13 protein-coding genes and 1 riboswitch are annotated in these 14,724 nt (G+C 37.1%); of the genes, 9 read left to right on the top strand and 4 right to left on the bottom strand.

Features of this window, described 5'->3' with window-relative positions; all coding sequences use genetic code 11:
• Window positions 1-83 precede the first annotated feature (83 nt).
• On the top strand, window positions 84-509 hold the full coding sequence (mgsA, locus tag AB3I42_RS07915) for a methylglyoxal synthase (protein ID WP_014834468.1): 426 nt from the start codon (window positions 84-86) through the stop codon (window positions 507-509).
• A 156-nt stretch (window positions 510-665) separates the two neighbouring features.
• Window positions 666-764: riboswitch (THF riboswitch) on the top strand.
• A 37-nt stretch (window positions 765-801) separates the two neighbouring features.
• Window positions 802-1,338 carry a folate family ECF transporter S component gene (locus tag AB3I42_RS07910; protein WP_010737169.1) on the top strand — a complete coding sequence of 179 codons (537 nt, stop codon included), beginning with the start codon at window positions 802-804 and terminating at the stop codon, window positions 1,336-1,338.
• A gap of 330 nt (window positions 1,339-1,668) precedes the next feature.
• Here the strand turns inward: AB3I42_RS07910 and AB3I42_RS07905 are convergent, their stop codons facing one another.
• Both AB3I42_RS07905 and AB3I42_RS07900 read right to left on the bottom strand, forming a co-directional pair.
• Window positions 1,669-2,100 carry a thioredoxin family protein gene (locus AB3I42_RS07905; RefSeq protein WP_010737171.1) on the bottom strand — a complete coding sequence of 144 codons (432 nt, stop codon included), beginning with the start codon at window positions 2,098-2,100 and terminating at the stop codon, window positions 1,669-1,671.
• A 13-nt stretch (window positions 2,101-2,113) separates the two neighbouring features.
• On the bottom strand, window positions 2,114-2,836 hold the full coding sequence (locus AB3I42_RS07900; RefSeq protein WP_228012216.1) for a hypothetical protein: 723 nt from the start codon (window positions 2,834-2,836) through the stop codon (window positions 2,114-2,116).
• A 420-nt stretch (window positions 2,837-3,256) separates the two neighbouring features.
• Between AB3I42_RS07900 and AB3I42_RS07895 the strand changes: the two genes are divergently transcribed.
• The gene (locus AB3I42_RS07895; protein WP_010737173.1) at window positions 3,257-4,147 is read left to right on the top strand and encodes a helix-turn-helix domain-containing protein; all 891 of its coding nucleotides are present in this window, start codon (window positions 3,257-3,259) and stop codon (window positions 4,145-4,147) included.
• Window positions 4,148-4,430: 283 nt separating this feature from the next.
• Here AB3I42_RS07895 and AB3I42_RS07890 read toward each other — a convergent pair whose 3' ends face one another.
• Both AB3I42_RS07890 and AB3I42_RS07885 read right to left on the bottom strand, forming a co-directional pair.
• Entirely contained in the window at window positions 4,431-6,197 is a 1,767-nt protein-coding gene (locus tag AB3I42_RS07890) for an ABC transporter ATP-binding protein (RefSeq protein WP_010737174.1), read from the bottom strand.
• Window position 6,198: 1 nt separating this feature from the next.
• The gene (locus AB3I42_RS07885) at window positions 6,199-7,914 is read right to left on the bottom strand and encodes an ABC transporter ATP-binding protein (protein ID WP_010737175.1); all 1,716 of its coding nucleotides are present in this window, start codon (window positions 7,912-7,914) and stop codon (window positions 6,199-6,201) included.
• Window positions 7,915-8,300: 386 nt separating this feature from the next.
• Between AB3I42_RS07885 and AB3I42_RS07880 the strand changes: the two genes are divergently transcribed.
• From AB3I42_RS07880 to AB3I42_RS07855, 6 genes are all read left to right on the top strand, one after another.
• Complete coding sequence (locus tag AB3I42_RS07880; RefSeq protein ID WP_010737176.1) at window positions 8,301-11,069, top strand: sigma 54-interacting transcriptional regulator; 2,769 nt, start codon at window positions 8,301-8,303, stop codon at window positions 11,067-11,069.
• 76 nt (window positions 11,070-11,145) lie between these two features.
• On the top strand, window positions 11,146-11,565 hold the full coding sequence (locus AB3I42_RS07875; protein ID WP_010720759.1) for a PTS sugar transporter subunit IIA: 420 nt from the start codon (window positions 11,146-11,148) through the stop codon (window positions 11,563-11,565).
• Window positions 11,566-11,577: 12 nt separating this feature from the next.
• A complete protein-coding gene (locus tag AB3I42_RS07870; protein WP_010737177.1) occupies window positions 11,578-12,048 on the top strand; it encodes a PTS sugar transporter subunit IIB in 471 nt (156 codons plus the stop codon).
• A gap of 17 nt (window positions 12,049-12,065) precedes the next feature.
• Window positions 12,066-12,845, top strand: coding sequence for a PTS mannose/fructose/sorbose/N-acetylgalactosamine transporter subunit IIC (locus AB3I42_RS07865; protein WP_081123357.1), 780 nt, complete (start codon window positions 12,066-12,068; stop codon window positions 12,843-12,845).
• On the top strand, window positions 12,832-13,653 hold the full coding sequence (locus AB3I42_RS07860; RefSeq protein WP_010737178.1) for a PTS system mannose/fructose/sorbose family transporter subunit IID: 822 nt from the start codon (window positions 12,832-12,834) through the stop codon (window positions 13,651-13,653). The genes AB3I42_RS07865 and AB3I42_RS07860 overlap by 14 nt, the downstream gene beginning before the upstream one ends.
• Window positions 13,654-13,669: 16 nt before the next feature.
• Window positions 13,670-14,719: an SIS domain-containing protein gene (locus AB3I42_RS07855; RefSeq protein ID WP_010737179.1), complete on the top strand. Its 1,050-nt coding sequence runs from the start codon at window positions 13,670-13,672 to the stop codon at window positions 14,717-14,719.
• Window positions 14,720-14,724: the final 5 nt, after the last annotated feature.

The raw sequence follows: 14,724 nt of genomic DNA, 5'->3' as shown, positions 1-14,724 counted from the left end.
TGATTGTCTTTTTGGGCAATATGCTACACCTTGAGGTAGAATAGAGTAGGAACAAGATGTTGAGAGAGGAAAGGATGATCAATATGAAAATTGCTTTAATTGCTCATGACCGCAAAAAGCCCTTGATGATCAAGTTGACAACCGCCTATAAGGCAATCCTGGAAAAACATGAATTATTCGCAACTGGGACAACAGGTGGTAAAATCACCGAAGCAACTGGCTTAAAAGTCCATCGCTTTAAATCCGGTCCTTTAGGTGGTGACCAACAAATTGGTGCAATGATCTCAGAAGATCAATTAGACCTCGTGATTTTTCTGCGAGATCCGTTGGCTGCACAGCCTCATGAACCGGATGTGACTGCACTGATCCGCTTATCGGATGTTTACGAAATTCCTTTAGCGACCAATATTGGAACAGCAGAAGTACTGTTGCGAGGACTAGAAGCTGGCTTTCTGGATTTCCGTACTGTAGTTCATGAGTTAGAAAATCGACCGTTGTCTCTGGAATAAAATTCGTTATTTGCTATTGATCGTCCATTTATGTTCGTTGAATGTGTGATTTTTCACGAACATGAATTACTTTTTATTCGGGAATGTATGTTTTTTTTATTTACAGTCGTGTGTGATCTATGCTATAGTTTTGCTGGGAATGACTTCCCAAAAATAAACAGAGTAGAAAATAAAGCGTTAAGTGCTGAGAGGATAGGATGTTGCCTCTTTGACGAAGGACAAGTTGTTCGCGGTTTTATTTTCGCATTCGCTGCATGTAGGATGTAGCAGCTCTTAAAGGAGATGCTAAGAAATGAAGAAAAATCGGTTAGACGCACGCATGATCGCTATCATGGGATTGTTGATTGCTTTGATGGTCACTTTATCCCGTTTGGTATCGATCGAAACCCCTTTTGTGAAGATCAGTGTCACATTTATTCCACAAATGATCATGGGGATTTTATTTGGCCCGTTTTGGTCTGGAATTGGGGGTGTATTAGCTGACTTAGTAGGAATGGCGTTATTTTCAAAAACAGCTTTCTTCATTGGTTTTACTTTGAATGCCTTTATTGAAGGAGCAATTTATGGTTTCTTTTTTTATCGAAAAGAGATTACTTGGAAAAATTCGCTATTAGCTACACTTTCGGTCACGCTGATCATTAATTTGCTATTGACTCCTTTGTGGCTAGCGATGATGTATCACGTTCCATTATTTAGTTGGATCGTCTGGGCACCAAGGTTATTAAAAACAGTCGTTTGGATTCCTATTCAAACCATTGCGATGTATTACGTCGGACGTAGTATTCCATACAAAAAGATTTTAAGAAGTATGACTCTTTACGCAAAATAGTCAACTCAGAAACCAAAGAAGCAACCTTCCCATCCCAGAAGGTTGCTTCTTTTGCTTATTTATTGTAAAAAAGGAGACGTTTATTTCTATAAAATAGTGAACAACGATTGAAAGAGATGATATATGGCCATACCACCTAGAATACTACTGATGATGGTCAAAAGGATTGTGACACTTTTAGAGGGCTTTGTTAATGAAAGATAGTAATAGGCAAGCCCAATTTGAAGATTGAAGTAGAAAATAGCACTTCCAGATCTAAAATTAGGGAAAAGTGTCATAATAATATTTATACACAGTGATATCTTTAACAATTATTTGTACCAATTCTTTTTAGCCATTTAGGATAAACTCCTCGATTGCTTTTTCATTTTTTAGGCCAATTATTCGATCAATAACTTTCCCATCCACAATTTTTATTATGGCCGGGATAGAATTAATTCCTAAGCTGTCAGCCATTATTTCCAACTTATCCTCATTCTCTTTACGAGCGTGATCTGTATTATAATATCCCATAGATTGGTGCTGGTTGTTTAGTACTTTTCGCAAAATAGGCTCAAATTCTTTACATTGGGGGCATGTAGGTCTCCCTACATAAACAAATAAAGTATCCTTTCCATTCATTATTTTTTCTAAAGAAATACTATCCACTTCATATAAACCCTCTTTAGATGTTGCCATTTGAGTATAGACATATAAAATAGTAGGTAAACTACAAATAATTAAAATGAAACACATCAATTTTTTTGGATTAATATTTATCATAAACACAACCAGTTTATAATTTAAAACATGCGACTACTCCACCGATGGCACCACCAGCAAGAGCGACAAAACCTGTTATACAAGCAGCACATACTAATGGAACTGCAAGACAAGCAGCAGCACATGTAGGGGCAATGATGTTAGCAACTGCACGGCTTATTCCTAAAACAATTGCTAGACAGGCTGCTTTTTCAGCCATTCCACGGGCTTGCTTCAAATGAAGAAACTCCCTTTGAACTTCTTGTAACTGTTTTTTCAATTCATTATTTGGTATAAATTTATCTTCAAGAATTTGGTGAGTCATTTCTTCGCCATTGGAAAATGTTCTAATCTCGAAAGTATCTTTTTCTGATTGAGTGATCAAAGATTCTTGGACTCCCTTAATGTTGTACATCATATCAAAGATTACCGTAACACTGCTGAATAGATTATAGTGTTCATTTGTGATTGGTACAGTCAATGAATAATAATCTTTATTTTCTCCATTTTCACTTATAATTTGTAACGCTGTAGCATTGTCCAATGTTAAATATTTTTCTGAAACATGTAATTGAATAGTAGAGTCAAGTTTAGATGAAAATACGTCCATTAGTTTGTTTTTTTCTTTCGAGCTAATTTCTTTTGCTGTTTCAGACAAAATGACCATATTTTTAACGATTGATGTAGCTTCTTTCGAATTTATACCAGGAACCGTCACTGGATTACTTTCAAAATAGGTACTAATCGTTTGTGTCATTGGCACATAGTCAGTCTCTTGAATCATCTCTGTATTGACAATCATAGAAAAGTTAGGAATGATAAAGGAAGCTAGAGTTATAACAGCAATAAGACTTATAATGAATTTGTTTTTTTAACATATTTTTTTAATTCCTTTCGATGATCCAGTTTAAGTAAAAAATAGTTACTCTTAGTCGTGTGAATTCTTACATAACATTTCTTTTTTGTACTTTGCAGTAAAAATAAGCACTTTATAACAATTTAGTGAATAAAACATAATCACCAAATAACTATATTCACAAATCTCCTGATATTTTCTCCTTTACTATTATTTAAAGCGCTTTTATTACTTGTATCCATAGTATAGAATGAAAACGAGTAAATTATTTTATATGGTATCAATAGTCACATTGAATTTAAAAAAGGAAGTGAACGACGAATGGAAATTCATGAATTACTACGTAAATTTCGAAAGGAAAGGGGGTTATCTCAAAAAGAGTTAGCACATAAAATAACTTCTAGAGAATCTTTAGTAAAATACGAAAGTGGTAAAAATCAGATTCCATTGATTCCTTTATTAGCTTTTTTAAAAAAGATGAACATTGAGTTAGACGAATGTTTATTTTATTTAAATAAAATAAACGGAAATCATCCAAGACAAAAGTTAAATCAGCTACTTAGTCAATTGGAAGATGTCCAGTTACCAATTGACGACCGATTAAGAAATTTAGAATTAGATATCAAAAAAACAAAAAGCATTGTTGATAAGCGGAATTATCTAATAGCTAAAGGCTATCAATGGCATTTACTACCGAATGATGAAAGAAAGTTTACCCTACATGATAAGGTTTATATCAAAGCGATCATGAACCATCTAGAAAAAGTAGCAGAATATGGTCGTTTTGAAATAGTCACATTTACTTCACTGGCTTTTCTTTTTACAACAGAATTTATTCAAATGCAAGCTTCGAAAGTAGAAAGAATGGGTGATAACGAAAATTTTCTCTCTTCACTTTGCACGTTGTATCATGTTCTCTTTCTTTTAATGCTAGAAAGAAAAGAAAGCGGCTATTCAAAAGAATATCTAGAAAAATTAAAGATGGTTCGAGGTAGACTAGTGACACCACAAAAAACAGAGGTACACGAAAGGTTTGACGATTTGCTACTGAATAGCTTGGTCGAGCGTACAGCTAATCCTAAGCAATTAACAGATTTTTTTATGGGGATTAGGTTAATTGGTGCAACTCAACTTGAAGAGGAGTTTCTTTTAGCTTTAAAAAAATATGAGAGACTTTATGGTCTTTCTCTTTTACCTTCAATTATAGAATAAAAACCGTTGGTAGTAAGGAAGTTTTGGGCAGCTAAGCTATTTAAAGATGAGCTAGGGATGAAATGTTTTGCTTTTGTTTTTTTATGAAGAAGTATAGTTTTGATAACCATTTACATATAAAGTGAGTCATGTCGCAAAGACGTTGTTCATGTTTTAGGAGTGAATGAATAGGTTCTTTTAATGCTTTTCTCTAATAAAATAATAACTGTCCCACAAAAGTTAGTGAAAAACTAGCTCTTGAGGGACAGTTACACTGATTTATTACAACTACTTTTTGATTGAGTTAACTATTTTTAGTAAACTGCGCTTGATATAGTTGATGATAGTACCCGTCTTTTTGTAGTAATTCATCGTGGGTACCCATCTCAACGATGGCGCCTTGCTCCATGACTAAGATTTGATCGGCATTTTTGATTGTCGATAAACGGTGGGCAATCACAAAGCTCGTTTTGCCTTCCATCATTGTTAAAAAGGCATCTTGAATTTTCTTTTCCGTCAAAGTATCGACTGAACTAGTTGCTTCATCTAGGATCAACATGGGAGGGTTGCTGATCATTGTACGGGCGATCGTTAACAATTGTCTTTGTCCGTCAGAGATTTTCAGACCTTGTCCGCCGATTTTTGTTGCTAACTTTTCAGGCAAGCGTTCCACAAATTCATACATATACGAAGCTTTGAGTGCTTGATTGATTTCTTCATCACTAGCATCTGGATTGCCATACTGTAGATTTTCTTTTAACGTACTGTCAAAGAGCCAAGTATCTTGTAAAACCATACCAAAGCTTTTTCGCAAGCTATCTCTTTGGATATCTCGAATATCATACCCGTCGATCGTAATGGTTCCACCTGTCGCATCATAAAAACGCATCAACAGGTTAACTAACGTGGATTTACCAGCACCAGTCTTACCTACAATCGCAATCGTTTGCCCTGGTTTAGCAACAAAACTGAAATTTTCGATCAATCGTTGACTTGGTTCATAAGAAAAGGATACATGATTGAACGCTACTTCACCTTTGATTGTTGCTGGATTCAACGCATAAGCATTAGGTTCATCTGGCGTTTCTTCGGGTTGATCGATGAGTTCAAAGGCACGTTCTAATCCAGAAAAAGCGGTTTGGATCTGTGTCGTGATTCCAGAAAGTTCAATAAACGGTTTAGAAAACTGACTAGAATAGATCGTGAAACTAGAGATCACACCGACTGTAATGGCTGAGCCACTTCTTAATGCTAGTAAACCACCAACTAATCCAATCGAAAGATAAGCTAAGTGATCCACAAAACGAGAAGACGGATTCGTCAAAGAAGAAGAAAATTGGGCACGTTGTCCTTTTTGATAAAGATCAGTGTTCAATGCTTGGAATTGTCGTTGATTCATTTCTTCTTGTTGAAAGGCTTTGACGATTTTTTGATTCCCAATCCGTTCGGTAACAAAGCCAGAGATATTCCCGATAATCTTTTGTTGATTGTCAAAGTCGTTTTGTGATGCACGGGCAACGATCCAACTCACAAGAAAAATGATCGGTGTGGAGCAAATCACGACGAGTGTCAATAACGGGCTAAGGCGTAACATAAATATAAAAGACAAGACGATGATAGCCACGCCGGCAAACATTTGGTTAAACGCCGCAGAGATCGCAATGGAAATATTATCCATATCGTTGGTAAAACGACTAACGATATTCCCGTGTGAATTTTGATCATAGTAACGAAGCGGTAATTTATTCAAACGTGCAAAGGCATCTTTTCTTAATTTTGCTACGGAAAGATAAGCCAAGCGATTACTTAAGACTTGGATTAGCCATTGACTGATCACGTTGATCAATACGATCCCGCCAAATAATAATAAGAGGTGGAACAATTGAGCAAATCGAACTTGACCTGCGCCGATCATTTGGTCAATACTTTGACCAATCTGTAAAGTCATTACCACAGTAGCGATCCCGTTGATGATCCCTAAAAGGATCGCAAACCAGATATCTTTTGAATAGGCTGTAAGGTAAGGAACGAATCGTTTGAGGGTTTTCCAGGATAATTTTTTTGTTTTCATCTTATTCTTCCTCCTGTGATGCGACGATTTCGCGATACTCAACGGAATCCTTCAATAAATCTTCATGTTTCCCTTGCGCAACGATCTTTCCTTGATCCATCACGAGGATCTTATGTGCTTCTTGAATCGAGCGGATTCGTTGAGAAATAATAATGACTGTCGTATCTAATGAGGTTTGTAATGCTTTTCTTAAGTTAAGATCGGTTTGATAATCTAACGCGCTTAAAGAATCATCTAAAATCAATAATTCAGGTTTGGCAATTAACGCACGTGCAATCGTTAGCCGTTGTTTTTGACCGCCAGAAAAGTTTTTTCCGTTTTCCATTACCTTTGTTTCTAATCCTTTAGGAAGTTGTCGAACAAAATCTTCTGCTTGAGCAATTCTAAGAGCTTCCCAACATTCTTCATCTGTGGCATCTTCTTTTCCCCATTGAAGGTTTTCACGGATGGTTCCAGTGAATAGAACAGCGGTTTGAGGAACTTGTGAGATTTGGCTTCTTAAAGGATCAAGTTTCCATGAGCGAACATCCACGTCATCAAAAGCGACGGAACCTGCGCTGACGTCATAGAAACGTGGAATCAATTGAGTTAAAGTTGTTTTTCCGCTACCGGTTGGTCCAATGATCCCCAAAACCGTGTTTCGTTTCAAAGCAAAAGTAATGTCTTGTAAAGATAATCCTGATTTTTCAGTATAACGAAAGTCGACATGTTCAAATTGAACGATATTTTCGGATTGGAAATTCGGTGTCAAGGCATCTTCTGCATCTGTCAGTGTAATGTCAGTTTCTAGGACTTCTTTGACCCGATTACCTGAAGCTTCGGCCCGGGTAAAGATAACGACCAGGTTAGATACGACGATCAATGCCAGTAACATTTGATTCATGTAATTGATCAACGCAAGGACTTGACCTTGTTGTAAATGTCCGATATTGACTTTGATCCCACCAACAGTCAATAAACAAATAATACCGATATTCATGATCAATGTGGTAGCCGGTGATAAGAGAGCTGAGATGTTTGAAACACGTAAATAGTTTTTAGCTAATTCATCGGTGTCCTCATCAAAAGTATCAATTTCTGTTTTTGTGCGGGAGAATGCCCGAATTACACGAACACCGCTTAGATTTTGACTAACCGTTTCATTTAAACGATCCAGTTTTTCTTGGACTTTTTGGTACAGTGGAATTGTTTTTTTGATGATAAAGTATAAAATGATTGAAAAAATCGGTAGGATAGCTAAGAAAAACAAGCCGATTTCCCAGTCAATCACAAAGGCCATGACGACTGAACCGATACTTAGAAATGGCGCACGGATCAATAAACGGATTACCATGGCTAATGCTAATTGGAGTTGGTTGATGTCGTTCGTCATTCGAGTGATCAATGTATCTGTACCAAAATGATTTAATTCACTATGTGAAAAGGAATTGATTTTCTTGATTAGTTGATTTCTAAGCTCAGTACCAAATCCTTGTGAAGCTATTGAAGCATAATATTGACAAATGATCGCACAAATCAATCCAACAACTGACATCACGACCATCCAGATCCCCATTTGGATGATCACACCACGATCATTCATCTTTAGACCGTTATCAATCAATGAGGCCATCAATAATGGCAAAATCAATTCAAAGACAGCTTCTAAGAATTTAAAAACGGGACCCAGAATGATTTGTTTACGGTAATCTTTTGCATAACGCAATAACTGAATCATATGATTCCTCCTAAAATATATTTACCATTAGCTAAGAGAATTTTTAAGAAAAAGCCAAATAAATTTTCTCGAATTTCTTTCTTAGCTACTTAAACGGTAGGCACGGATTTAAGAGAAAGGGGAGTCAGTTGAAAGAAATTTCTGTCTATTTTACATTGATGACCCTTTTTCTTAAACGAGTACTTTCCTATGTATAAGTAGGTACTCTCACATTGTATCTTATGAAATTTAGAATGAAAAGTGAATAAGTCTTTTCATAAATGAAACTTTGAAGTGAATTAGCAAAAAAAGTCATTGACGAATCTCGTTTGTTTCTCCTTCTTTTTAGATAAAAATAGCTATTGACAAAATGAATGCGTTTCCTATGATGGAGAAGAGGTGAGAGAATGTTAAAAGAAGAAATCCAAGATTATTTAGAAAATCAAACGGCATTTATCGATTTAGCACAATTAAGTGATGTTTTTACAGCGAAATATTTAGCAGCATACTTTAAAGTGAAACGTAATACGGTCAGTCATTATCTTAATCAATTAAATGAAGCTGGCATTTTGGTTAAGATCAATTCTCGTCCGGTCTATTACTTTCATAAAATGGCTTTTGAACAGCAATTTTTTGCTTTAAGTAAAACGTATTATGCCTCAACTGAAGAAATTAGGGCTGAACAGCCTATTTTTTCAAGAAGTAAAGATCTTTTTTCTTTAGTGATCGGTCACGAAGCAAGCCTGAAAGAAAGCATTGAACAAATCAAAACAGCTCTTTTTTATCCAGATGGTGGGCTACCTGTGTTATTAACTGGAGAAAGTGGTACAGGGAAAAGCTTCTTAGTCAATATCGTTTATCAATACTGTTTAGAACATGATCTCTTACCAGAAAATGCGCCTTTCGTGACGTTGAATTGTGCTCAATATGCCGACAATCCAGAATTGTTGACGAGTAATTTATTTGGATATGTCAGTGGAGCATACACCGGTGCGACACAAGATAAGGTTGGCGCTTTTGAGGCAGCCGATGGGGGATTATTATTTTTAGATGAAGTTCATCGACTTAGCCCTGAAGGACAAGAAAAATTGTTTACGTATCTGGATCAAGGGATTATTTATCGAATGGGAGAAACGAATCAGGGGAAAAAAGTCGATGTTCGGCTCTTCTTTGCTACGACTGAAGAAGTCACCAAACATTTTCTGCCCACTTTTATGCGTCGGATTCCTTTTAAGATTGATCTGCCTTCTTTACGTGCTCGTGGAAAAGAAGAACGATTGGAGCTGATTTATTCTTTTTTCTTAAATGAACAAAGAAAAATCGAGCGTCCAATGAAAGTGAGTGGTCAAGTGCTATCATTATTGACGAACCAAAGTTTTTCAGGCAACATCGGTGAATTGAAAAATAGCGTAAAAGTAGCTGTAGCCAAAGCATTCGCTGAACAAAAAGAGGAAGAGAGCCTATCGATCAAACTCCAACATTTACAAAGATATCTTTTGAAGGTTCCCCATCAAGACAGCCCAGCCCAATCAGCTGTGTGGATCACTGAGAAAAAAGAATTAGCTCATTTGGTTGAAAAAAGACAACCAGAACAGGAGCGAATGATCCGCTGCTTTGAACAACTATTATTGACCTTTAAGAAAAATGGCGCAACAGTAAGTAACTGTGAGGAAAAATTAAAAGAAGAAGTCGTTTATTTATTTGATTTTTTACTCTTTGAAACGAGTCGCCAAGAAAAACATGAACTACTAGTCTACTGGTTGCACTCCATTCGAGAAACGCTAAAACAAATGGAAAGTGCCTATCAGATCAAGTTTGATGGTAACAGCGTATATGCGCTAAGTTATTATCTCTATCAAAGAAGCACAGTAAAGTGGTTACCAGAAGATGGAGAAATCGAACAATTGATCAAGGAACTAGACCGCCAGTTAGAACTAATGTATCCAGCAAACTATCACTACGCCCATCGGATCTTGGAATTGACACAAGCTAAGTTAGATTTAGAAGTTACTTTATTAGATCATATTTTATTAACGATCTATTTGAGACGGACGAAATGGACAAAAGAACAAAGTGTGCCTAAAGCAATCATTGCTGCTCATGGTTATGCTACCGCTAGTAGTATGGCAAACGTCGCTAATCGACTGTTGGGAAATGATCTGTTTGAATCCTTTGATATGCCCTTAGATGTGACACCCCAACAAATTGCGGATGAAATGATCGATTACAGTAATCGTCATGATATCTCTAATGGACTGATCATTTTAGTTGATATGGGCTCGCTAAAAGAAATCCATCAACTATTCAAAGATCAGGTCTTTGCCCCAATCGTTATTTTGAATAATGTGACAACACCATTAGTTATCAGTATTGGAGAAAAAATGCAAAAAATGACTGATCTGGAAGAAATCGTCAAGGAAGCGGTGGCCTCCTTGGAAGCAGAGTGGACGATCATTTACCCTCAAAAAAATAAACAAAAAGCATTACTGATCACTTGCATGACGGGGATCGGAACGGCTGTCCATATGAGTGAACTACTTGAAAAAAGTTTACCAGCAAACAGCGCACTTAAAATCATCCCTTATGAATACCAAGTATTAACACAAAGAAAATTAACGGAATCGGTTTTTTCGATGTACGATGTGATTGGCATCATTGGGACAACGAATCCTCAAATCGACACGATGCCATATCTTTCGTTAGAGTCATTGATTTCAGGAGAGAAAATGGATGAACTTGTTCAATGGCTGGCTCCTATTTTTTCATTGAAAGAACAAGCTAACTTTGATCAGCAATTTGTCCGAAATTTTTCATTAGAAAAAGTACTGGAGTCGGTGACGATCCTTGATACAGAAAAAGTGATGACAGAAATCGAGTTGTTTATGCGTGAATTGGAGATGCGTTTTGATAAGAACATCACGACGCCACAAAAGATCGCCCTTTTTGTCCATGTCAGTTGTTTGATCGAGCGATTGATCAGGCAGATCCCGATTGAAAGTTACCATGGTCAAGAACAGTTGTTACAGTGTCAAAAAGAAACCTTGGATCGAATCAAAGAAGCATTTAGTGTCATCGAAGAACATTATAGTGTCACGATCCCACCATCAGAAGTCGCTTATATTTATGATATTCTCGAAAATGTAGAGGATAAAATAGGCTCAGAAGAAGAATTTTAATCGTAAGCAAGATACCGCCACTATGTTGGCACGTATCTTGCTTTATTTGTAGTGAGAGTAAGAAAGAGGTGGAAACATGGAAAGAACAATTATTCTAGCCTCCCATGGACGTTTTGCTTCAGGGATTTTAGATTCTTTGGAACTTATTTTTGGTAAAACGCATTCGATCCTAGCGTTAGATTGCTATGGAACTGAAACGTTTGATTTAGCAAAATCAGTGCAGCAATTGATCAACGATCATCAAGGGCAAGAGTTGATCATCATCACTGACTTATTTGGTGGCAGTGTAAACAATGAATTTTTGCAGTACATTAACCGACCGAATATCTACTTGATTGCTGGTTTGAATCTGCCATTGTTGATCGAGATTGCCACAAAAATTGAGACAGCTGATTCAATCGTTGAATTGATCCATCAGGTATTGAATGATTCAAAAGAAATGATCCAATTTTGTAATGAAAGTATCGAAAAAAAAATGGAAGAAGAAGAATTTTAGGAGGGATTGGAAATGATTATTTTAACAAGAGTCGATCATCGTTTATTGCATGGTCAAGTCGCTTTTTCTTGGACACAATCAATTGGGGCAGATTGTATTTTGATCGCAAATGATGATGTGCCAAACAATGAAATACGCAAAACAACCATTAAGTTGGCAAAGCCACAAGGAGTGAAACTAGTGATCAAATCGATTGAAGATTCGATCGCTGCATTACAAAGTGGCGTAACGGATAAATATAAACTATTTATCGTAGTAGAGTCTGTGAGAGATGCGTATCAATTAGCAAAAGCTTGTCCACAGATCAAGCAAATCAATTTAGGTGGGATTAAAGCAAAGGAAGGAACGCGGAGTCTAGGTAAAGCGGTCAACGTATTACCTGAAGAAGAAAAATTGTTGGAACAAATGATCGCTGATGGGATAGAAGTAGAAATTCGTCAAGTACCAGCAGATAAAAAAATAGCAGCAAAGGAAGTCTTATGAGAAAGGAAGAATAAAAGATGATCCTACAAGCAATTCTTTTAGGTCTGGTTGCCTTTATTGCGCAATCAGAGTATGCGTTAGGAACTTCCCTGCTTTCTCGTCCGATCGTAACGGGATTATTTACAGGGATTGTTTTGGGAGATGTAAAAACAGGTATTATTATGGGAGCAACTTTGGAATTAGCTTTTATTGGTTCATTTTCAGTTGGAGCATCGATTCCACCAGACGTTGTGACCGGTGGAATCTTAGGAACTGCATTTGCCATTACTGCAGGAGCAGGAACAGAAACAGCATTACTATTAGGTTTACCAATTGCGACACTTACCCTTATTTTTAAAAATGTTTATTTAGGACTATTGATTCCGATCATGAACCACAGAGCAGATCGTTATGCGGAGGATGGGAATTATAAAGGGGTCGAACACATGCACTTATTAGCTGGTTTCGGCTTGTCATTGATGCTTGGTCTGGTAGTCATGATTTCTTATTTAGTCGGAAGTCAAACGATCGGGAATCTCTTAGCGAAAATACCAGATTTTGTGCAAAACGGCTTGACCGTTGCAACTGGGTTGATTCCAGCACTTGGATTTGCCATGCTGGCACGTTTATTGATCAATAAAAAAGTAGCACCTTATTTCTTTTTAGGCTTTGCTGTAGCAGCTTACTTAGAGATTCCAGTAACAGGTATTGCCATCTTTGGGGCGATCTTAGCCGTCATTGTCGTCAATATCATGAACGTACGTCAAGTATCCGTTCAAACTTCAGCAGGGGAGGTAGAAGAGGATGAAGACTTCTAATCAAGAAGAACACAAAGTGACCAAAAAAGAATTGAATCAGGTCTTTTGGCGCTCATTTCAAATGGAATTTTCATGGAACTATGAAAGACAGATGAATATGGCCTATGTCTTTGCCATTATTCCCATCTTGAAAAAGCTCTATCATACCAAAGAAGAAATGTCAGCGGCGCTTAAACGCCATTTAGAGTTTTTTAACACGACACCACATATCGTGACCCTGATCTTAGGGATCAATGCAGCGATGGAAGAAGAAAATAAAAATGACCCAGAATTTGATGTAACAGCTATCGATAGTATCAAGACCTCACTGATGGGACCTTTAGCAGGGTTAGGCGATTCATTCTTTTGGGGAACGTTGCGTTTGATCGCGACGGGTGTTGGGACTTCACTAGCACTACAAGGAAATATTTTAGGACCAATTTTATTCCTTTTGATTTTCAATATCCCTCATGTTTTGTTTCGTTACTTGGCAACAAGTTGGGGCTATCGACTAGGTACTGGATTTTTAAAGAAAATCCAAGCAAACGGAATGATGGAAAGTTTAACGTTAGGTGCTTCAATCATTGGATTGATGGTAGTTGGCGGGATGACTGCGACGATGATCGATATCAATATTCCTTTGAAAATCGGAACAGGTGAAAATGCTGTCACGGTTCAAAGTATTTTTGATGATATCGTTCCTCATATTTTAAGTTTAGGTGCCTTTGGAGCAGTCTTTTATTTATTGAAAAAAGAAGTCAAACCATTGATGATTTTGATTGGATTAGCTATTTTTGGGATTGCTGGTTCATGGATTGGTATCTTTTAGAAAAGGAGAGAACAAGATGGTCACAATGCTTGATTATATTCATGAAGAAAAAACAGCTTTATCAGCGATTCTTGAAAAGAATGATTCGTCACTTCATGTGTCTTATCAAAACATGCAACACGTTCTGATTCTGGCGACAGGTTCTTCGTATAATGCTTGTCTTGCTGCAAAGCCGGCACTAGAAAGCTATGGAGACATCACTGTGGATATCCAAGAACCTTATCATTTTAATCATTATGGGAAATTGTCAGAAGAAGTTGATACAGTCATCGCTGTTTCTCAAAGTGGGAAAAGTGCTTCGACAGTCGATGCCATTCGAAAGATCCGATCATCAAAACGACGGACGATCGCTTTAACTGGAGATGATCAAAGTCCGATCACCAAAGAAGTGGATCAAGTGATTGACTTGAATATGGGCGTGGAAAAAGTGGGGTTTGTTACCAAGGGCTATTCAGCAACCGTTCTTCAGTTGATTCTCTTAGGTCTAGCGATTGGAACCAGTAAAGACAGAATAACAGCAGCGCAAAAAGAAGAAAAACTAGTTCAACTAAGAGAAATCGTGATGAAAATTCCTCAGATCATTGCGCAAACAGAACAATTTTTTGAAAAAAATGAAGCACTCTTTCGTGTAGCAAAACGATTTATTGCGATCGGGTATGGACCGAATTGGGGAACAGCAAAAGAGTTTGAAACCAAGTTTACAGAAACTGTTCGGGAACCTTCCCAAGGCTTTGAATTAGAAGCATACATGCACGGTCCGTATTTAGAAGCCAATCCTGGTCACATCCTATTCTTCCTGGAAACCGATAGTGATAGTCAAAAACGTTCCCAGCGATTAGCACAATACATGAAACAATATGTTGGACAGGTCATTGTTGTAACGACTGAAGGAGAAACGACTGAGAATCAGCTTAGTCTGGGAATCACTAGCGAAGAAGATCTTTCTGTTTTAGCTTTAGTTGTACCGATCCAAGTTTTGGCTTATAAAATTGCGACTGCCAAAGGGATCGATTTAGGACAAAGAATTTTTGATGATTTTGATGAAGTATTAAAAAGTAAAATTTAAGAGGT

Source organism: Enterococcus sp. C53, from assembly GCF_040887425.1.
Lineage (GTDB): Bacteria > Bacillota > Bacilli > Lactobacillales > Enterococcaceae > Enterococcus_B > Enterococcus_B hirae.
Note: the sequence above shows the minus strand (reverse complement) of the source record. Positions and strands in the feature narration are given on the sequence as shown.